This is a genomic window from Roseovarius sp. EL26, assembly GCF_900327775.1.
Lineage (GTDB): Bacteria > Pseudomonadota > Alphaproteobacteria > Rhodobacterales > Rhodobacteraceae > Roseovarius.
Window position 1 is genome coordinate 499,958 of record NZ_OUMZ01000005.1, and the last position, 19,516, is coordinate 519,473.

Sequence of the window (19,516 nt, forward strand, 5' to 3'; positions counted from 1 at the left end):
CCCGAAAAACGGGACTTCGAACACCCGAAACCGCCGGACTATTCAAGGCGTTAGGGGCCATCCAAGCAAAAAGTTTGATATGGCGGAGCCGAAGGGATTCGAACCCTCGAGACCCTTCCGGGCCTACTCCCTTAGCAGGGGAGCGCCTTCGACCACTCGGCCACAGCTCCGCTGGCGTGTTTAGCGGCAACATTCCAAAGCTGCAAGCCTATGATTTAGCAAAATTCTGCGATACGCGCATATTTCCACTAAAGAGTTTATAAATATTCGAAAAATCATTGCATGCAGGTCATATCGTAGTCTCATTTACGGCAGTTTTCACTGTTGCTGACATGACTTTCATCGGTAGCGTGACCACGGCTATCGGGGCGATCCTGCCCGATGTGAGCTTGATCAATGACGTGGCCAAGAAGCAAAAATCCGCGGGCACATCCATGACAGATGCGATGTAGCGGTTTTTGAAGGATCACATCTCATAAATGACCGCAAGAAAACCGCAGCGTAGATGCAGGGCCGATTGACTGCCTGTCAGCGGTTCCAAATATCCAGGTAGCGCTATAATGGTGAATGTGCGTTTAATTATTTTATACGATTTGTGCAAATATTTTGATTTGTCAAATTATCCATTCTGCCAGACTACAGATCAATAGCAGGCAAAAGGTGTCTGTTTTGATGTGAGGCTTTCATGGAACACAAAATGCGCAGCGATAAAGGTGTTCAAAAAAGATCATCGCGTCGTGGGGGGCGGGCAAGCCGTGTCAGTGCCGAGGCATCAAATTCTGTTCAGTTCACAGCAGCAGAGTTACAGCACCGTTCTATTCCAGCCTATGGTTTTCTGGCCGAGAAACAGTTGCAGGCGTTGGAGGCGCAAGCTGATTGGATATTGAGTGAAATCGGGGTCGAGTTTCGTGGAGACGATGTTGCGTTGGCCTTGTTTCGTGATGTCGGTGCGACTGTAAAGGATCAGCGTGTGTGCTTTGAGCCGGGCCATGCGAGAGAGCTGTGCTCAACCGCGCTACGTTCATATAAATTGCACGCACGAGATCCGCGACATTCCGTAACCTTGGGGGGAGACAACATCGTTTTGATGCCGGGCTATGGATCACCGTTTGTGACAGACCTGGACAAGGGGCGGCGTTATGCGACGCTTGAGGACTTTCAGAATTTTGTGAAGATGACTTATGCCTCACCCTGGTTGCACCATTCGGGTGGCACGGTCTGCGAGCCGGTTGATGTGCCGGTCAATAAGCGCCATCTGGATATGGTTTACGCGCATCTGCGTTATTCAGCCAAGCCGTTTATGGGCAGTGTCACCTCACCCGAGCGCGCGCAAGACAGCATAGAAATGGCGCGGTTGGTGTTTGGGCGCGATTTTATGGAAAAAAACGCTGTCATTCAGGCCAATATCAACGTCAACTCGCCGCTGGTTTTCGATGATACGATGTCCGGTGCCTTGCGTGTATATGCCGAGGCGAACCAGTGTGTAGCGGTTTCCCCTGCGATCTTTGGTGGGGCGATGGGGCCGGTGTCACAGGCTGCGGTGACGGCACAGACCTTAGCCGAAGGCATGGTTGGCATTGCCCTGACACAGCTGGTGCGCAAAGGCTGCCCGACGGTGTTGGGCAGCTTCCATTCGACCATGAACCTGAAATCCGGGGCCCTGACATTTGGCACTCCCGAAGCGAACCTGTCGACAATGGCATTGTCGCAGCTTGTCCGCCGCCTTGGCATTCCTGTTCGCTCTGGTGGTGGGCAAATTACCTCATCAAATGCGGCAGACGGGCAGGCGATGCAAGACAGCGCCAGTGCCATGTGGGCAACAATGATTTCCGGGGCGCATCAGGTCTGGCATGCGGCAGGGTGGCTTGAAGGTGGGCTGACCATGTCATACGAAAAATTCGTGATGGATTTAGATCACTGCGGAATGATGATGCAGATGTTGCATGGTTTTCCGGTGAACGATGAAACTTTGGCGCGCGACTCGTATCTGGAGGCCGGGCCGGGGGAGAATTTTCTATCCACCAGTCATACGATGCGGAACTTTGCCTCGGCCAATTATCAATCCGAGATTCCAGATACGGGCCCGTATGAGACCTGGGCTGAAAATGGCGAGCTCAGTGCAGCACAGCGCGCGAATTCGCGTTGGAAAGAACTGTTGGCAGAATATGAAATGCCCCAGATGGATGGCAGCATAGATGAAGCGCTGATTGATTTCATGGCGCGACGCAAAGCGTCGATGCCTGATGAATGGTACTAAACCCCCCAAAAGGAAAAAAAATGATTGAAGAACTAAGCCGAACATCAGCGCTCGCCTCTCGTCACAGGGCGCTTGGATCTGGATTGGAAGATTGGAATGGGATGGGCACTGCATGGAGCTATGAGACCGACCCTAACGATGAACATGATGCGGTACGAGACGCTGCCGGCATGTTTGACATGTCGCCGCTTAAAAAGGTGCTTGTTCGCGGTAGTGAGGCGGCGTCAGTTCTGGATCACCTGACGACCCGCGACATTAGTAAAATTGCTCCGGGGCAGGCTGCATATCTGAGTGTTTTGACCGAACAGGGGACGTTGGCAGATGATGCGATCGTATCCAACAATGGCAATGGCGAATGGATGATCGCGCATGGCTCAGGCGATACAATGGCTTTGCTGGAGGCCTCGGCCAATGGCCGGGATGTGGCGGTTGAATTCACTGACGACCTGCACGACCTGTCGGTTCAAGGCCCTAAAGCCTTGGGTATTCTAAACGCTCATTGTGATGTTGATCTGGAGCCGTTGAAATATTTCCACCATACGCCTGCGGTGCTGTTTGGCCACTCGTGCCGGATTTCGCGGACTGGTTATACGGGCGAACGTGGGTATGAGATTTTTGCCGACGGCTCGGTCATCACTGATATTTGGGATCAATTGGTGGATAATGGTGTAATGCCATGTTCTTTCACGGCATTGGACAAAGTTCGCATTGAGGCGGGATTGCTGTTTTACGGCTACGACATGAGCACCGACAATACACCGTGGGAGGTTGGTTTGGGCTTTACAGTCAGTACTTCAAAATCTAGTTTCCGAGGCAAAGATGCGGTTATGGCTGCAAAGGGCAATGGTGCCGTGCAAAATGTGGGCTTGATTGTTGATCACCCTGACATGGTTAACGGTGCCGAAGTACTGTCGGTAAATGGGCACGATGTTGGTGTCGTCAATAGCCCCTGTTACTCACACCGGATGAGGCAGTCTCTCGCTTTGGCGCATGTGTCCTCTGAGGTTGAAGTTGGAGCGACGGTTGATCTGGTGGGAGATGGAATTTCCACGACAGCGGTGGTTGCGGCGCTACCATTCTATGATCCGAGCAAAACCAACACCCATACATAATCGGGATCGGGGACAGGGCATGCTGGATCGTTTGGCATTTAATGATGAGCAGCCATCGCAATCATTACCAGCACAGATCGTCAGCGTTGTTCTCGTCCCCGGTTCTTCGTTGACCAGCCGATCTTCCATTCTGGGCCCCTTTGAGTAAACGCAAATGTCGATCATCGGGATCGCTTTGTCTTGTGGTTTTGAGAGCCTGCTGCGTTGGCAAAACGATATAAAATACGATTTGATAAGTCCCCATCTCAGGCACGTATGTTTATGTTTCCGATCACAGGAAACGACGACTTGAAAGGTGTGCCGGTTGTGAATGCAGCTCCGTGATTTTGAGCAATAACATTCGCGTATATCCATGTAACTGAAGTGCAATAGTTCAAATGGGAAGGACGTTTTTCTTGCGATTGTCAGTGATGGTACTCTCTATTCGACATGTGTTGCGTCTTTTCTGTAACATTGACAAATGAACCCGCTGGCTCGTCGTTAATATTCTAATTTATTACTTTACTAATTTAGTAAGAATTATTAACGCAAGGCCAACTGCGGCCCCACCTAACGGGCAGGCCCCCGCATATCTATGCAAATGAGGGGCAATTATGAAAAAGCTGCACATCACAATCCCGATGACAATTTTGGCCAGTGGGGCGGTCGCACAGGAGGTTCCGGTTGAGTTGCCTCCGTTGTATTTGGAGTCCGCTTTACGGGATGAGCGTTCGCTATTGGACACACCTGTGGCCGCATCTGTACGTGATCGTGACCACCTGGAAAACCAGCAGGCTGATACCTTTGAAGAACTGCTCGGAGACATTCCGGGGGTATCTATCGATGGGGGGCCGCGGGCCGTCTCGCAAGAACCCAACATTCGCGGCTTTACTGACGATCAAATCGTATTGCGCTTTGATGGTGGCCGGTTGAATTTCAATCAGGCACACCGAGGGCGGTTCTTTGTTGATCCCGATATTGTGCAACGCGTTGAGGTCGTGCGTGGTGGTGGTTCTACGCTCTATGGGTCAGGTGCGCTTGGTGGTGTGATTTCGGTTGAGACACGCGATGCGGCCGACCTGTTGAAACCGGGACAGACTGTTGGGGCACGGTTGAAAACTGGTTATTCCTCAAACGGGGATATCTGGGATGGTACCGCTACGGTTTACGGAGACTGGGGTAAAGTTGACGCGCTGGGTTTCTTTGGTGTGCAGCAGTATGGCTCTGATCTGAAAAGCGGTAATGGCAATGATATCCGCAACTCGCAAATCGATGTGGTGAACGGGTTGTTCAAACTGGGGATTGAACCGACAAGCGAACATCGGATTGAGTTGGGTGTTTCGCAATATGCGGATGACGGCACGACGCCGCCGAATGCCAATGCGGCGTCAACTGGTACCAATGATGTCGATCGTGATGCAGATATCACCACTGTGCGCCTGTCGTGGGACTATAACCCGGAAAGTACGGACTTGGTTGATTTGTCAGCCTTGGTCTATGGCAACTTTCTTAAGATCGAGGAAGATCGATTTTCGGACGGTCGTTCTGACGAAACCGAGTACGATACGATCGGGTTTGAGTTGGTCAACCGGTCGCAGTTTGAAGCTGGCATTCCAATTGGCCTTGTCTACGGTCTTGAGCTGATCCGTGATAGTCAGGATGGCACGCGTAACGGCGCGGACAGACTGCAATTTCCCTCTGCAGAGGCGACTACGATCGGCGTCTTTGCTGAGGCCACACTGGCGTTGAGTTCGCAATTCGATCTGATCACCGGCTTGCGCTATGATCGCTATGACCGTGATGCAGACGATCCTACGCTGGCAGATCAGGAGAAAGACTTCTTTTCCCCTCGGATTGGCTTCAACTATCGACCCAACAGCAACTGGCAGGTTTTTGGTAATGTTGCTCAAGCTTTCCGCGCGCCGTCTTTGACCGAACTTTACAACGACGGCACGCATTTCGCGACGGCTGGGTTTCCTCTGGGCCCTCCGGGTGCGCCGGTGTTCAACGGTGTGAACAGCTTTGTGCCGAATCCCAACCTGAAAGAGGAACGCTCCACGCAATACGAAATCGGCACACGTTTCGAAAAGGACGGAATCTGGTCAAGCGGTGACAAGCTGAGCTTTGCGGCCAATGTTTATTACGCTGACGTGAAGGATTACATCGATCAGGTTGTAACGTTCATCGATCGGGGGACCGGAACATTTGTGCCCGGAACTGGTTTTGTCTTGGGCGGCACGACGACAACTCGCAATATCGACGCCCAGCTTTGGGGCTTTGAAGCCGAAGCGGATTATGATGCTGGCCTATGGTTTGCCGGGGCGGCATATTCGCTGGCGCGCGGGGATGCCGCGAACGGGCAGGAACTGGGCTCAATCCCGCAAGACCGGTTGATTACGACGTTGGGCTTCCGTCCAACATCTGAATGGGCCGTGGGTGCGCGGGCGACTTTTGCGGCGAAACAGGATGATGTGCCGAATGGGAGTACCCCAGGTGAGTCCTATGAGTTACTGGATCTGTTTGCCAGTTGGGCACCGGAAAAAGGCGTCTTTGAGAATGCGGTCTTCCGCGCCGGCGTCGATAACGTCTTTGACCGGGAATACCAAATCTATCCCAATGGGCTGTCGCAGGCAGGACGGACCTTCAAAATCTCAGCGGCTTATTCGTTTTGATCCAAACCCTAGGCGCCCTTTTAGGGAGGCCTAGGGAAGTCACCGATTATCGACTTGAAACAGGGCGTTTTTAGACAACGCCCTGTTTTTTAATCTATGTGTTTGATGAGAGTAATTACAAGAAAGCAGGCATGATATATGGGCTGCTTTGACCCGCTGGATGCAACACTTGCAAAGGATGACTGTAGGCTTCAGTCAGGGCATGATCGTTAAACACCTCGGATGGGGCATCTTGTGCAAGTATCGTGCCATTTTTCATCAGTGCCACGTTATCGGCATAGCGGTAAGTCAGGTTCAAATCGTGCATGACCGTAACCACACCGCCGCCATTATCCGCATAATTACGCGCCATTTCCATGATCCCGACCTGATGACCTATATCGAGACTGGTGACCGGTTCATCCAGAAACAGCCAGCAGGGGGCGCCATCTTGCAATGGCTGCCAGACCTGACACAACACGCGGGCCAATTGCACCCGTTGTTGTTCGCCGCCGGATAACTGGTGATAAAACCGATCGGCAAATCCTGACAGGCCCACGGCCTCAAGCGCCTGCATCATGACCGCATCCCGGCGTGCATAGGGCCCGGCTAAAAGCCCGATGCGCAAGATTTCGATTACTTTGAACGGAAAGGCTAGTTGAGTGGATTGCGCCAGAACACCACGTACCGTAGCCAATTGGCGGGCCATATCTGGCGCAACGGGGATGCCATTCAAGGTGACATTGCCCTTGGCCTGTTCTTCACCGGTAATAACTTTCATTAATGTCGTTTTGCCGGATCCGTTGTGGCCAACTATGGCTGTGATTTCGCCGGGTTTTGCAGTGAAATTCAGCGCATTCAAAACGGTTTTGTGACGGTATGAGAAACCGATGTGTCGGGCCTTTAACATTACAGTCCCAATCCTTGGCGGTTGCGCATCAAAATGAACAAAAACACTGGTGCACCCATGATCGCGGTGACGATCCCAATGGGCAGTTCGGCAGGGGCCAGTATGATCCGTGCTAGTACATCGGCCCAGATCAATAAAGCGCCCCCCAAGAGTGCTGCGTTGATCAGTAGTGGTTTGTGGTCCGGTCCAGTCGCCAGTCGTAAAAGATGTGGTACGATAATGCCGATAAATCCAATCCCGCCTGAGGCGGCGACAGCAGCGCCTGTGCCTGCTGCGACGGTCAGAATTGTCATTCGTTTTACCCGCTGAACTGGAATTCCAAGATGCAGAGCCGTGGTTTCCCCCAATGCGAAACAATTGAGGGACGGGGCGAGCCGGAGGGCCGCGACCAGTGCCAGTGCGATGATTGGTATAGTTATGCCGACTTTGGACCATGTGGCACCGCCAAGTGACCCTAGCTGCCAGAACGTTAGGTCGCGCAGTTGCTGATCATCTGCCCAGAAAATCATTAACCCAGACAGGGCCCCGGCAAGGGCCGTTAAGGCGATACCTGCCAGCAACATGGTGGCAACTGAGGTTCGGCTGCCACGGGTGGCCAGATGATAGAGTACTATGACTGCGATCCAGCTGCCCAGAAAAGCCGCTGCAGGTACCAGATACGCGCCGATCTGGCTGGCTATCGCCGCAGGCAAAGCCCCGCCCAAAACGATGGCCGTGATCGCCCCCAGACTGGCACCGGTGCTGACGCCGACGATGCTTGGATCGGCTAAGGGATTGCGAAATAGCCCTTGCAGTAACGCACCACTGACAGCCAACGTTGCGCCGATCAAAAAGCCCATGATGGTGCGTGGCAGGCGAATGTCCCAAAGGACAATCTTAGTGGCCGCTGGTAACGTCTCACCCTTGAGCAAGCCTGACAAAGCAGACCAGAGCGAGATATGCGCGGCACCAATTGCAATGCTGGCCAGAATGGATGCCGCTAGTAAGAGGCCCAGCCAAACATGCAGGTGGCGGGCAAACACACGCCGATCTATCGGAGTTGAAGTCGTGGTGGTCTCGCTTATTGCGACCATCGGCTTATTCGCCGTATAGGGCAGCGCTTAAATCTGCGACCGCATCTGCCGTCCGTGGGCCAAAACCCAGAAGGTACAACCCATTCATGCGCAGAACGGTTTTGTTCTGCGCCGCAGGCGTCGATTGCAAAGCTGGTAGGGCAAACAGATCTTCATCCGTAATATCATGTGAGCCGCCACGATCCATCATCAGGATGACATCGGGAGCCGCAAGAGTAATGGCCTCATCCGTCATTGGCTTGTAGCCTTCGAACGCTTGCACCGCGTTGATACCGCCTGCCAGATCAATCATCGCCTGCGCCGCAGTGTCCTGACCCGCGGCCATGATGCGGCCGCCCTGCGCGCTTAGCACGAATAGGACTTTTTTACGTGATGTGCCAGCCTTTTGCAGGGCCTGTTGATGCGATGTTTCAAGGTCTTGCTGAACTCGATTTGCCAATGTTTCAGCCTGTTGGGATGCACCTAGTGTAGCGCCAATATGGCGAATATTTTTAGCGATTCCAGCGCCATCGCGGGCTTCGGGCACCATAATTAGCGAGACATCAGCGTCTTTCAAAACGGTCAACGTTTCTGGCGGGCCGGCACCAATATCGCTGAGGATCAGCGTGGGCCCAACGGACAACACACCCTCTGCTGCGAGGGCTCGCATATATCCCACATCTGGCAAGTGGGTTGCCTGCGCTGGATAAACCGAGGTTGTATCTCTGGCGACCAGCGTGTCGTCCTTGCCAAGGGCAAAGACAATTTCTGTCACCGCACCCCCAATGCTGACCACACGCGGTGCAGTTGTTTCATCGGCTTGCGCAACAAGGGTATGCACAGCTACTGCGCCGAAAGTTAGGAACGAACGAAGCAAAACTTTGAGGCTGGAAGTTCTCACGACACGACCTCTGGTAGGTTGAGGGATGGTAAATGTGCAAGCAGTTCGCGCCAGGCTGGGCGGCTGTCGCGACCTTCTTTTCCTATCCCGAAGATTTGCAATATTAACCCACCATCTTGGTCAAAAGCTTCCAGCGATGCGGCGGGTCCGCGTTGTGTCGGTTTATCGATCACCCAAACCTCGGCGATGTGATCAAGGCGCAGATGCAGATTGAAGCGTGGGTCGAGAACATTTTGCCACGGGCCCATGGTTTTCAGAGTTTTGAGCGGGCCAGAATGAATTTGAATGCATCCGCGGTTGCCCACAAAAATCATCACCTCGGTTCCGTCCTGCGCCAAGGTTTGCAAGGCACTGTTGACGGCCTCAGCTTCGACCTGACGTGCAAAGGGTTCACCGACGATCCGGTTGGCCCCGAGGCGGTTCATTTTTAGTTTAGAGGTCAGACGCATGAACTGATGGGTGTCTGTCATGCGCGCCCATTCATCGCGTAGAACATCGAGCTTCGCGAGGTTGGATTTGGCAGGCTCCTTTTCCGCGCGCGGTTCAATGATCAGTGTTTGTGATTGATCCTCAACCGCGAGGGTCTGCTTGAGCATGTCCCAAGCCGCATGATCAGATGTGTCGCGCAAGTATATCTTATGCACGGCATCGCCGGCTGCATCAAACACCTGCAGGCTTTTGCGCAAACCATTATCCGTTTCTTTTTCAACCATGAAGGCATGTCTCCACTGTGCCGGAAACATCCGCATATCAATCTCATCCATCAAGATCATCGAGGCATGCGCGCCTGAGTGATAGTTCCCGTAGGTTCCAACCACTTCACTGACGCAGCTTTCATTGCGGGTCAGAGCCATGACTTCGCCCAGCTTCTGGGCGGCATCCATAATGGTATCAGGGTGTGCGTCGATACGTAGACCTCCGACACCGATGTGTGCAGCGACCAACTGTGCCTCACGGATGTTCAGCTTATCTGCTAGATCGCGTTCGCGCATTTTTGGGTTTTCAGCCTGCGCCGCAAGGATTTGTTCTGGATGCAGTTCGGTCATGCCAGTCTCTTTCACATATTGAATGTCTAAGATGTGGCTGGCTAACGGCAAAGACCGGGCGTAGCTGACGGGCGTTCAGCACGTCTTATTTCTGACTATAATAGTCTGATTTGAGTTGGGGCTGCAAGAGACAATGTCGCGCGGAATTTAGAATGCAACGCATCTTCATCGACCCTCAATTTTGATTGTAAAAGATGTTCTGGCGCCTGCGGGAGGACGCGGGAAGGGGGCCGCACGACGCAGCACGGCAAGTGCTGCTTTGTCAAGTTTCTGAGAGCCAGAACTGCTGGCGATGGAAAGTGTCCCAATGCTGCCGTTCGTAGCGATCTTGAAAGAAAGCACTGCCGCGCCTTTGTGTCCCACCCGAGGTCGGGATACCCGCGAGATCTTTTTCATTACCTTGCCGGGGTAATTACTGGCTGCTGCATTTCCTGCCTTGCCGCCCTTTGGTCTGGTGGCTGCCCCGCCATTAGATTGTGCTGTCTTGCTGGAGGAGGCACCACCTGCGTTCGCGTTTTTATTGGCGTTGCCTTTAGAGGACTTTCTAGTCTCCGGCTTAGGTTTTGCGTGAGGTTCGCTCTGCTTGACCTTTTTCTTGGGGCGGGTCTTGGTCGACTGCTCCTTGATCGGTTGCAAAAGATCTGCGGTTTGATCCGCTGACACGGGCTGGGCAATCGGTACCAGTGAGGTGGCATCAGGGGAGATGTCCGGTGTTTCCGGTCGCACTTCAATGGTTTCAGGTTGGGACGGCTCAACCACTGTGGGTTCGACCGGTTCAACCGTTTCTATCACCTCGGCGGCGGTTTCCACACCTGTGACCAGATCAGTAAAGGACGATCCCAGCCGCGCTTCTGCGTCGGCAGTTGATCCCGTGATTTCAACCTGTTCAGGTGTGTAATAGTACCAAACGGCATAGGCGTGTACTGCTATGGCAATCCCTAGCACGGACAGTTTTATCAGGGGCAATCGCGAGCTCATTGCAGGCCCCTTTCGGTCACCAGAACAATGCGCTGGGCACCAGCCTGACGCAGGTCTTTCGCGAGAGTAAGCAAGACATGCGAATTCAATTCTCTGTCTGGTACAATACGGACAGTCGGACGCTCTTCATTGCCCTCAATATCCTTTAGCGCCAAGAAGGCAGCGGCATTTTCGACGACCTTTCCGCGGTACATCATGCGACCATCAGAATGCACAACTAGTGTATCCGGAGGCGCGCGCCCATCTAACTCGTCAGTTTGAGCCAGCTTTAGATCTTTGTTGAGCGGCTGAGAAAGTGTGCCGGCCACCATGAAAAACACCAACATCAAGAAAACGATATTGATCAATGCAATCGTCGGTTCGCGGGTGGGTTTGCGATGCTGCTTAATCATACTCCCCCCAAGACTGTGTAGTTCAGATCTGTGATGCCGCGCAGGACCACCAACAGATCGACCAACCTTTGGGCGGGAACTTGCTCTGATAGGCTAACCACCAGAGTGGTTTTAGTGCTGTCCGTGCGTTGTGCTGCCAAGGCTTCTGGCAAGGCGTTTAATGTGGCCACATGACCATTCAAACTCAACGCGTCTTGCCCAAGTTTCAGGAAAATGGGGCGATGCTTTGACAACGTATTTACCCCACTGGTCGCCGTTGTCAGATCAACTTCGGAAAACTTGGAAAAGGTTGATGTCAGCATGAAGAACAGCAACAGCAGAAAAATGACATCAATCAGGGATGTCAGAGATAGCCGCCGTCGTTGCAGACGTCTACGCATGAGCCAGCATGCCGTCTGAGGCCTGAGTGGCGGCCATGCCCTGTGGGTGCAAAACGGTTTGTAAGGCGCGTTCGCCAGTGATGCGTTCTGCATCCATGCGCCCCTCAAACCAGCTCAGGACTAATGCGGTTGGCATTGCCACCACTAGACCAACCGCCGTTGTTAAAAGTGCCACCCAGATGCCACCTGCCAGAATAGACGGATCAACCTGTGACCCTGCGACTTGCAGGGCTTGAAAGGCTTCGATCATGCCCAGGACCGTGCCAAACAATCCCAAAAGCGGGGCCAATTGTGCGACGGAATCAAGAAAGCGAAACCCGGTTTCCAGTCGGGCAAAGCGGCTCTCGACTTCGGCCTGGAGACGGTGAGCATCACTGGGTTGACCTTCAAATGCCATCTTGATCACTGGCGCGAGATAGCTTTTGGAGCGCGCCAGATGTGCCCGGGCACCAGAACGGTCACCCAAATCCCACGCGGTAACCGCGTCAGACAGCGCCTTGTGCCGGGCCACACCAGCCACTGCGAACTGCCAGAGTTTGAACAGAACGGTTGCCAGTGTGATGACTGATACCCCCATCAAAATCATCACAACCGGCCCGCCGATGTCCGCCACCTGTCTGAGGGCATTTATAAGGTCGGTCATCCTGTTACCTCGATATTTGTGCGTGTGGTCAATTTGATGTCTTGTGTGCAGGCGGTTTTCTCTAACCCCGCTGCCACACAAGCATGTGCCCCATTGATCAGTATTTGGCTCAGGTCGTCACAGCTCACGCCCGATAATACGAATTGCCGGACACGAGGGCGTGCGGGGGGAAGTGTTCCAAAATCTAATAGTGTCATCCGTTCGACCTGACCGGTGGCGTCAAACAAGACGGTTTCATAGACGGCGTTGCTGATCTCAGCGGCATGAGTGTTTTGAACCACGAATGACAGCCGACAACTGTTGTCCTGAGTTTGGACGGCATTCAACTCGATCGCGATGCCGGGAGTGGCCACAGTGTCCTGTGCTTGCGCAAGACTTGCGCCAAGTACAAGGCTAGTCAAGCAAGCAAAAACTGGAGCGGTCTTCATATCATGACTCTATAGATTGACGCATGGTGGGCTTGGGCAGCGAGGAATGATGTCTGACGCCTGCCTTTCTGAACAACTACGCCCAGATCAACAGTGGTGCCTGACGCAAACGCACAAACGCAGGGCAGAGTTAAGGTCGAGACTGAGAAAATGAGGTCTTGGTCAAGAGGCATCCCAAAGTTCCGCTATGCAGTGTTCTTAGTGTTCGAACCTGGCGGAACCTGAGCGGCTTGCTGGGGTGTGTCGAAACGCTTGGTATACAAATTTGCTAATATTACAATAGTTGATTGAAAAACTATGTTATTGTGATTTGGTGGACACTAAGCGGCTTATGCCGGGTTGAGAATGCCTGTTATATGGTCGTATCACCTTTCATTCATAGTCAACTGGGGTAGCCATATTCTTTGATAATGGCCCAGTACTCTCGGTTTAAAAGGGTGAGATCTTCGATCACTTTGCGGATGGAATCCATCGCAGCGGAATCAAGATCGCTACTTTGGCCAATCTTAATTTCATCCTTGCGGTCAGCGATACGCATCAAAATTGTGCGGGCGTGACCACTTTCGGGATCAAAGGCATAAATGGAGTGGTTGTAGCGATTGCGCACGGCTGACAGTTGCACAAGTTTCTTTGTCGCGGCCAAAATGCGTTTGCGATGTTCTGCCGGTGTCGGATCAAGCTTGGCCATCCGTTCAACCAGATCAACCCGTGCCCGCATGGTGTTAAGGGTCAAAAATATGATCGTGGCGGTCTGCTTGTCTGTTTTCGTGAGACCTGCAATCAGATGGACCAATACGCTTTCTGTATTGGTCCATGCATAGTTAAGGCGACCGATCAGCAGTAAAGCATCGTCAAACGATGGTTCTGATGCGGGTGTGATCATGTTCTGGGACTGTCGATGTCTCTGGTTTGACTTTGGGCCAAAAACCAATTGGTAGCGGCAGTTCTGTTATTTACGCCAATCTTTGCAAAGATGTGATGGATGTGTAGTTTGACGGTATGCTCTGAAACTTTGAGGTGGTTTGCGATGTTCTTGTTACGGTGCCCATGGGCTACCAATTCCAAGACTTCGTTTTCACGTGGAGTAAGCGCCTTGTCTTGATCTGGTTGTGGCACTGGCTGTGGCGCTGCGGTCGGCATGGGCGCGATGCAGCTTTGATCCACGGAAGAGGGCGCAAGCAGATCGCCTGGAACCATGTATCCTCCATCCAAGAGCAATCGAACCATCGAGATCCAGCCCATGACCGGGGCGTTGGATGGTATAAAGCGCATGTCGGAGAATTTGCCCTGAGTTTGCTGCATGGAAAAAATGCCACGGGCGTGTTCGACCTTGCGATAGGCGAGGACGATTTTCGCCTCGTCAAAGCGTTTCTGCACTTCGGCATATTGCATAGCAAGTTGTTCAGTTAGCTTCTCGTCGACAATCAGCAATCTGGGCGTGATGTTGTCGGCATAGGTTTTGGGGCTGTCAAAGCTGTTGATGCGAAATGCACTCATGCCTTGAAATTCGGCCTGTACAATTCGCAGCAAAGTATTGGGAAAGTCGCACGAGTTGCCGATAAAGACTACGGCATCTGTTTCGGACTCCCCCATCTCGGGTGAGAATATGTCTTTCGACTCAATCATTTAATTGACCTAAATAAAATAAGTAAGTTTCACGGAATTCGTAATAAATTTTACGAGAGGCCCCCACCTCTATTAATAATATACTCCGATTCGGGTTGAATTACTAATCAAACTGCCGTGAAAGTTCCGTCAGAATTTCGTCTTGATTGCAATGTTTTTTTGAAATTATAATTTTAAAACAATTACTTAATCTGGCTCGAATCTTCGAATTCCCGGTTGAATAATGGTTAATGCAAAAACGATTAATATTAACTTTAATTCTGTAAGTTTAGCTGAAAACACCAGGGCGAAACTGGAAAATAGGTATTTCATGCAAATTAATTTAAGTTTGATAAATCTTAATATTACAATGGGATGACGTCGCGTTTGTGAGTTGAGATGTGCCATTTTTCAGGCTTGTTAACACTTTGGCCAGCTTTTTCAGTCACGCACATCGTGTCACCTTTGGACACGGCTCAGTTTTTCGGAGTCGTATTTTAATAAGCATATTTTAACGAAACATTCGCAATCCGATTTGTCAGTACTTTAGATTTTCCCAGTACATTTCCAGTTTTAAAATTCTGTAATCAGTTCCCTTTATCAGTCGCTGCCAAATTCAGCACGCAAGTATCTTTTTGTGCTGCTCAAATCTGAGATTTCGATGAAATTGAAGGGGGTAAGGCGTTGTGGCAAGACCACTGCGGCCAGTGGTTTGAGCGGATTTTCCCGCTTGTGACGGCCGACAATCAATTGAAATCGCATCTATCAAGTACCGTCTTTGAAATGACTGACGGTGAGAAATGATGCCATATTAAGGATATTCCATTATGTCAGGTAAACGTTCAAATCAAAACGTAATGTTCGACGATATTAAGGTCGACCATATTGATGCCGATATCGACAATCACGTGTACGTGAGAGAAGCCGAAATAGACGTTGATCAACAAAAGCAACAGCAGGACCAAGAGGCCAATGCTGATGCTGATGCTGGCGCGATTGCCGGTGCTTTGGCAGGTGCGCACGCATCTAACGAAAACACATCTTCAAACGATCAGGGCCAAGGTCAGGATCAAGGCCAAAAGCAAGGTCAGAAGCAACAACAGCAACAACACAACCAAAATGGTGGTGACGATAGCAACACCAACAACATCAACATCGATTTTGGCGGTGGGGAATGGATCCCACGTGATGACGATATCAACGACATCGATCATTCCATCATCAAGGGTGATGTTTATGGCGCTGATGGCGATATGGATCCAGGCAACGATCTGGGGATTGATGATGCCCTCAACGATTGGACGACAAGCGGCACGCAAACAGGTGTGATGAATACACAGTCATCAAATCTGGTCGATAACGACAAGCTGTATAATCCAAATGTATCTAATGACGCCGAGTTTAACTTTAATGGCTACGCAACAGGCGGAACCGCGACATCGGATGATGGCATTGAAGTTGACAATGACGGAGCGTCTGGTGGTGGTCACGCCTATGCTGATGGCGGAAGCGCACACGGTGGTCTGGCCGCAGGCGGTTACGCCGGTGGTGGAGATGCTGATTCTGGCGACGGTGGTGATGCCGATGGTTATGGTGGCGATGGCGGTGATGCTGCAGCAATCACCGCAGCATTCGAACACGGTAGTTCAAGCGCAGAAACCGATAGCGACACCGATGGTGGCGATGGTGGTGATGCTGATACAGACAGTACCAATGTCAACGTCAGCGCCAATGTGAGCGGTACGCAAGGTACTGCTGGCGATGGTGGTCATTCTGGTGCACTTGCCGGTAATCTGACGGGTGCAGCCTCGGGTGCAAATGCCGAAAATGGGGACGCAACCGGCGGTGATGCTGCTGGTCTTGGTGGCGGCTTGGGTGTTGGCCCGGCTGGTCTGTCAAACGCACAATCAGATGCTGATGGTGGCGATGGCGGTGGCCTTGGCGCTGGTTTGGGTGCAGGCATCGGCGCAACTGGTGCGTCCGGTGAAGGCGGCGACGGCGGTGAAGGAGATGCCGATGGTCAAGGCCTAGGCGCCGCAGGAAGCCTTGCTGGTAGCGGCGCAGGCGGCGGTTCAGCAGGTGCACTTGCCGGGGCGGGCCTTGGTCTGCTGAATGGCGCGATTGCAAATGCCGAAGGTGGTGATGCGGACTCTGCTGCAGATTCAGCAGCGGATGCAGCTGGCACCGGGACTGGGACTGCAACTGGCGGTGACGGTGGCAATGGCAACGGCACCTCAGGTGACGGCACAGGTACAGGTACCGGAATGGGTACTGGCACCGGAACCGGCGGCGACGCGGGCGACAATGCATCAACCAATGATGTTGCAGGTGATGGTACCGGTACAGGTACAGGAACCGGCACAGGTGGCGCAGGCTCGAATGCTGCCGATGCGGCCTCAAATGCCAATGCGCATGGTAGTGCAGATGCTGACTCTGATGGTGGTGACGGTGGTGGCAATGACATCATGGCGACACATGATGTTGCAGGCACTGCTGACAGCATGGCCGAAGCAATCGCTGGATACGGTGGTGACGCGGATTCAGATGATGATGCCACATCGTCCAACGTAGGTACTGCAAGTGCACATTCTGCGATCGGTGATACCGGTGACGGCGGAACAAATACCTCATTTGGTGGTGCAAGCGGCGGCTCAACTGGTGGCGCTGGCTCTATCGGTGACACCATGGTTGGTGACGCTATGGGCGGTGCTGGTGGTTATGCCACAAACGGTGACGGTGGTGCCGGTGGCACTGGCGGATCCTGGGGCTCAGGCAATGGTGACGATGGATATGTCTCCGGCGAGTCCTTTGCTTCTGCAGCGGCTGCAGTCGATCTGACTGCCTTCAACCAGAATATCGTCATGGGGGCCAACGTGCTTGGCAACTCAGTCGATATGACTGTGGTTGGCGGCAACCTGAACTCAAGCGTGGTCGGTGACGACGACCTTAGTTGAGATATTTGAAACCGGAAAGGGTCGGGAAACCGACCCTTTCTATTATTGATTTAATTATTCCGAAAGCACGCGGATGTTGACAACAAAGGGCGCTAAAAATGCCACTTGATCGCACCACAGATGCCATTACTCATTTTATCGGACTTTTTCATGTTGATGTCGAAGCAGGACGAATGCGGGATTGGTATGATGCCTTCCGCGTCGAGCACGAAGAGAACAAACCGGAAGATCATCCTGAGATCAAAATTACACTCAACGCGCCTTACAAGCTGAAAAAGCATGAGGTGGACACGAAGGTGAAGCTTCCACCCGAAATGATCGTCGCATCAGATGGGCTGCTGGAAAATCCCTTGGCGCTACCCTACGAGAACACCGCATTCAGCTTTGAGGATGTTCCAGAACCCTATATTCCCCCCGCGTCAGGCGGCGGAAGCGGTGGCGGCGGACGTATCTTGCAGATCAGCGGTACGATGGAGCCACAAGTGTTGGTACCACTACCCAATTCGATCATGACCGTCACAGTACAGGTTTTGTATTTGACGGATGATGATTTTCTGAGTTTCTACCATGATTACGATTTTGCAGATCCATCAGTGTATTCCTCCCAGCTCACGGAACTTGCGGAATCCTTATCGTTGGGTCTGTCCGAAGTAATGGTCGCAGGTCATTTACCTGCGACCGAAGCGTTGATGAATATCATCGAGGCGGCGCAGGACATCGAGTATTCAACGGATGAAGAGGATGCCTATGCCACTGTTCACCACGGTGAAAGTGCAACAGGGATTTATATCAACGGTGTGCAGGCCGAGGATATGCCCGACTTTTTAGAAAACATGCCTGTTGCATTGCAAAAGGATGAGGACGACGCTGACGACGTTCCCTACGATGGACCTCCGGGCCATGAAGATCATGCCAACCCCTATGAAATAGAAGAGGGGCATCACGTAGAAACGGGTGAGAACCTGTCAGTGAATGAAACCTTTGTTTATTCAAACTGGGTGGATGCAGGGGTGATCGGTGTCATGGGGGATGTGGTTCAGCTGGACATAATCAGCCAGATCAACATTTTATCCGAGCATGATATTGGCGGTGGGGGCGGTGCTGTCACTGCTTCTTGGGCGCTGAATGCCGCGCAGATTATCGCCGCATCGACAGAGCCGGTGGAAGCAGAGCAAACGGAGGAAGAATCCGACGAGCAAAACGTCACCATGTTGGCAAGCGATGACGACACAGATGCTGATGCTGAAGCGGACATTGATGAAGCGGATATCGATGATGTTGAAGATTCAGAGCCGCTTGTTTTCCCATCATACTGGAATGTTGCGCGTGTCGAAGGCGACGTGGTTGCGATGAACTGGGTGCAGCAGCACATTTTTGCGACAGATCATGATCGCGCCGAGATCGAATTTTCAGGATACAACACCCAGATCGGGATGGGAGAGAATATCTTATCCAATTTCACCACCATGGTCGAATTGGGCTTTCATTATGACCTGATCATTGTTGGCGGCAGCATGATTACGATTAACATGATCGAACAGATCAATGTCTTGCTCGATAGTGACACAATCACCGGTTCAACCTGGGCTGCTGACGCGATTGATACTGGCGGAAATTATCTGCAAAACAGCGCGTCAATTGAACATACTGGGATCGATACGGTCGTTGAGATGTCCAACGAAATGATGGCCGATGCCGAAGCATTGGCTGATGGAGCCGAAACGGTTTCCACGGCTTTAGCAACGGATGAGGTGTTTGAGGGGTTGGAGACCCTATCGGTTCTGTACATCGAAGGCGACCTGGTCGAATTCAACGCAATCGAGCAGCATAATTATGTTGGCGATGCTGATCAGGTGTATCTGGCGTTGGATGAATTTGTTGCCGATGCGACAGATCATGTGACTGTCGCTACCGGCGAGAATGCCTTGCTGAATGCGGCTACTATTCATGATGATGGGATAGATTCCACCGTCATGGCCGCGGGAGAAGTGTATAGTGATGCGTTGATCCATCAGGCGGGCCTGATTGATGACGCAGCCACCGCCGTTGAAAACGGTGTTGCAATGGCAGAACTGTCGTCCGAGGCGGTTGCGGCCTTTTTGGCCAATAGCATGATTGATGCACAGCCCGAACTTCCAGAAGAAATCGTCGTGCAACCGCTAGAAATGGAGTCCAGTAGCATGGACGTTATGCAAACGCTTCTGGCCTGATAGCCGCATATTGTGGAG

Annotated in this window: 17 protein-coding genes and 1 tRNA gene; 6 read left to right on the top strand and 12 right to left on the bottom strand. The window is 52.2% G+C overall.

The features are described 5' to 3' along the window. Nucleotides 1–80 precede the first annotated feature (80 nt). Nucleotides 81–170, bottom strand: a tRNA-Ser gene (locus D9A02_RS04320). 515 nt (nucleotides 171–685) lie between these two features. Here D9A02_RS04320 and D9A02_RS04325 point away from each other — a divergent pair. The 4 genes from D9A02_RS04325 (at nucleotide 686) to D9A02_RS04335 (ending at nucleotide 6,020) form a co-directional block, all read left to right on the top strand. Continuing rightward, nucleotides 686–2,257 carry a trimethylamine methyltransferase family protein gene (locus D9A02_RS04325; protein WP_254054541.1) on the top strand — a complete coding sequence of 524 codons (1,572 nt, stop codon included), beginning with the start codon at nucleotides 686–688 and terminating at the stop codon, nucleotides 2,255–2,257. A 20-nt stretch (nucleotides 2,258–2,277) separates the two neighbouring features. After that, entirely contained in the window at nucleotides 2,278–3,369 is a 1,092-nt protein-coding gene (locus D9A02_RS04330) for an aminomethyltransferase family protein (protein ID WP_120499735.1), read from the top strand. Nucleotides 3,370–3,388: 19 nt separating this feature from the next. Continuing rightward, complete coding sequence (locus D9A02_RS19500) at nucleotides 3,389–3,517, top strand: hypothetical protein (protein ID WP_301951087.1); 129 nt, start codon at nucleotides 3,389–3,391, stop codon at nucleotides 3,515–3,517. Between the two features lie 445 nt (nucleotides 3,518–3,962). Continuing rightward, nucleotides 3,963–6,020 carry a TonB-dependent hemoglobin/transferrin/lactoferrin family receptor gene (locus D9A02_RS04335; protein WP_120499736.1) on the top strand — a complete coding sequence of 686 codons (2,058 nt, stop codon included), beginning with the start codon at nucleotides 3,963–3,965 and terminating at the stop codon, nucleotides 6,018–6,020. A gap of 115 nt (nucleotides 6,021–6,135) precedes the next feature. Here the strand turns inward: D9A02_RS04335 and D9A02_RS04340 are convergent, their stop codons facing one another. The 11 genes from D9A02_RS04340 to D9A02_RS04390 form a co-directional block, all read right to left on the bottom strand. Next, nucleotides 6,136–6,909, bottom strand: a complete 774-nt coding sequence (locus D9A02_RS04340; RefSeq protein ID WP_120499737.1) for a heme ABC transporter ATP-binding protein — start codon at nucleotides 6,907–6,909, stop codon at nucleotides 6,136–6,138. Continuing rightward, a complete protein-coding gene (locus D9A02_RS04345) occupies nucleotides 6,909–7,982 on the bottom strand; it encodes an iron ABC transporter permease (protein ID WP_120499738.1) in 1,074 nt (357 codons plus the stop codon). Before D9A02_RS04345 ends, D9A02_RS04340 begins: the two co-directional genes overlap by 1 nt. 4 nt (nucleotides 7,983–7,986) lie before the next feature. Further along, nucleotides 7,987–8,802: a hemin ABC transporter substrate-binding protein gene (locus tag D9A02_RS04350; RefSeq protein ID WP_254054542.1), complete on the bottom strand. Its 816-nt coding sequence runs from the start codon at nucleotides 8,800–8,802 to the stop codon at nucleotides 7,987–7,989. A gap of 56 nt (nucleotides 8,803–8,858) precedes the next feature. Next, nucleotides 8,859–9,908 carry a hemin-degrading factor gene (locus D9A02_RS04355; protein ID WP_120499740.1) on the bottom strand — a complete coding sequence of 350 codons (1,050 nt, stop codon included), beginning with the start codon at nucleotides 9,906–9,908 and terminating at the stop codon, nucleotides 8,859–8,861. Between the two features lie 165 nt (nucleotides 9,909–10,073). Beyond that, the gene (locus D9A02_RS04360) at nucleotides 10,074–10,886 is read right to left on the bottom strand and encodes a TonB family protein (RefSeq protein ID WP_120499741.1); all 813 of its coding nucleotides are present in this window, start codon (nucleotides 10,884–10,886) and stop codon (nucleotides 10,074–10,076) included. Continuing rightward, the gene (locus D9A02_RS04365) at nucleotides 10,883–11,278 is read right to left on the bottom strand and encodes a biopolymer transporter ExbD (protein ID WP_120499742.1); all 396 of its coding nucleotides are present in this window, start codon (nucleotides 11,276–11,278) and stop codon (nucleotides 10,883–10,885) included. The genes D9A02_RS04360 and D9A02_RS04365 overlap by 4 nt, the downstream gene beginning before the upstream one ends. After that, complete coding sequence (locus tag D9A02_RS04370; protein ID WP_120499743.1) at nucleotides 11,275–11,658, bottom strand: biopolymer transporter ExbD; 384 nt, start codon at nucleotides 11,656–11,658, stop codon at nucleotides 11,275–11,277. The genes D9A02_RS04365 and D9A02_RS04370 overlap by 4 nt, the downstream gene beginning before the upstream one ends. Next, nucleotides 11,651–12,301, bottom strand: a complete 651-nt coding sequence (locus D9A02_RS04375; protein WP_120499744.1) for a MotA/TolQ/ExbB proton channel family protein — start codon at nucleotides 12,299–12,301, stop codon at nucleotides 11,651–11,653. The genes D9A02_RS04370 and D9A02_RS04375 overlap by 8 nt, the downstream gene beginning before the upstream one ends. Continuing rightward, entirely contained in the window at nucleotides 12,298–12,729 is a 432-nt protein-coding gene (locus D9A02_RS04380; RefSeq protein WP_120499745.1) for a hypothetical protein, read from the bottom strand. The genes D9A02_RS04375 and D9A02_RS04380 overlap by 4 nt, the downstream gene beginning before the upstream one ends. Nucleotides 12,730–13,111: 382 nt before the next feature. After that, nucleotides 13,112–13,612, bottom strand: a complete 501-nt coding sequence (locus tag D9A02_RS04385; RefSeq protein ID WP_120499746.1) for a hypothetical protein — start codon at nucleotides 13,610–13,612, stop codon at nucleotides 13,112–13,114. Then, nucleotides 13,609–14,355 carry a LuxR C-terminal-related transcriptional regulator gene (locus D9A02_RS04390; protein WP_254054543.1) on the bottom strand — a complete coding sequence of 249 codons (747 nt, stop codon included), beginning with the start codon at nucleotides 14,353–14,355 and terminating at the stop codon, nucleotides 13,609–13,611. The genes D9A02_RS04385 and D9A02_RS04390 overlap by 4 nt, the downstream gene beginning before the upstream one ends. An 806-nt stretch (nucleotides 14,356–15,161) precedes the next feature. Here D9A02_RS04390 and D9A02_RS04395 point away from each other — a divergent pair. Continuing rightward, the gene (locus tag D9A02_RS04395) at nucleotides 15,162–17,288 is read left to right on the top strand and encodes a hypothetical protein (protein WP_162932962.1); all 2,127 of its coding nucleotides are present in this window, start codon (nucleotides 15,162–15,164) and stop codon (nucleotides 17,286–17,288) included. A gap of 98 nt (nucleotides 17,289–17,386) precedes the next feature. Then, on the top strand, nucleotides 17,387–19,498 hold the full coding sequence (locus D9A02_RS04400; RefSeq protein ID WP_120499748.1) for a hypothetical protein: 2,112 nt from the start codon (nucleotides 17,387–17,389) through the stop codon (nucleotides 19,496–19,498). The last annotated feature ends 18 nt before the right edge of the window (nucleotides 19,499–19,516 follow it).

Excerpts from the sequence above, each read along its gene's own strand:
- D9A02_RS04325 (WP_254054541.1), top strand. The coding sequence starts at position 686 with ATGGAACACAAAATGCGCAGCGATAAAGGTGTTCAAAAAAGATCATCG.
- D9A02_RS04330 (WP_120499735.1), top strand. The coding sequence starts at position 2,278 with ATGATTGAAGAACTAAGCCGAACATCAGCGCTCGCCTCTCGTCACAGG.
- D9A02_RS19500 (WP_301951087.1), top strand. The coding sequence starts at position 3,389 with ATGCTGGATCGTTTGGCATTTAATGATGAGCAGCCATCGCAATCATTA.
- D9A02_RS04335 (WP_120499736.1), top strand. The coding sequence starts at position 3,963 with ATGAAAAAGCTGCACATCACAATCCCGATGACAATTTTGGCCAGTGGG.
- D9A02_RS04340 (WP_120499737.1), bottom strand. The coding sequence starts at position 6,909 with ATGTTAAAGGCCCGACACATCGGTTTCTCATACCGTCACAAAACCGTT.
- D9A02_RS04345 (WP_120499738.1), bottom strand. The coding sequence starts at position 7,982 with ATGGTCGCAATAAGCGAGACCACCACGACTTCAACTCCGATAGATCGG.
- D9A02_RS04355 (WP_120499740.1), bottom strand. The coding sequence starts at position 9,908 with ATGACCGAACTGCATCCAGAACAAATCCTTGCGGCGCAGGCTGAAAAC.
- D9A02_RS04360 (WP_120499741.1), bottom strand. The coding sequence starts at position 10,886 with ATGAGCTCGCGATTGCCCCTGATAAAACTGTCCGTGCTAGGGATTGCC.
- D9A02_RS04365 (WP_120499742.1), bottom strand. The coding sequence starts at position 11,278 with ATGATTAAGCAGCATCGCAAACCCACCCGCGAACCGACGATTGCATTG.
- D9A02_RS04370 (WP_120499743.1), bottom strand. The coding sequence starts at position 11,658 with ATGCGTAGACGTCTGCAACGACGGCGGCTATCTCTGACATCCCTGATT.
- D9A02_RS04375 (WP_120499744.1), bottom strand. The coding sequence starts at position 12,301 with ATGACCGACCTTATAAATGCCCTCAGACAGGTGGCGGACATCGGCGGG.
- D9A02_RS04380 (WP_120499745.1), bottom strand. The coding sequence starts at position 12,729 with ATGAAGACCGCTCCAGTTTTTGCTTGCTTGACTAGCCTTGTACTTGGC.
- D9A02_RS04385 (WP_120499746.1), bottom strand. The coding sequence starts at position 13,612 with ATGATCACACCCGCATCAGAACCATCGTTTGACGATGCTTTACTGCTG.
- D9A02_RS04390 (WP_254054543.1), bottom strand. The coding sequence starts at position 14,355 with ATGATTGAGTCGAAAGACATATTCTCACCCGAGATGGGGGAGTCCGAA.
- D9A02_RS04395 (WP_162932962.1), top strand. The coding sequence starts at position 15,162 with ATGTCAGGTAAACGTTCAAATCAAAACGTAATGTTCGACGATATTAAG.
- D9A02_RS04400 (WP_120499748.1), top strand. The coding sequence starts at position 17,387 with ATGCCACTTGATCGCACCACAGATGCCATTACTCATTTTATCGGACTT.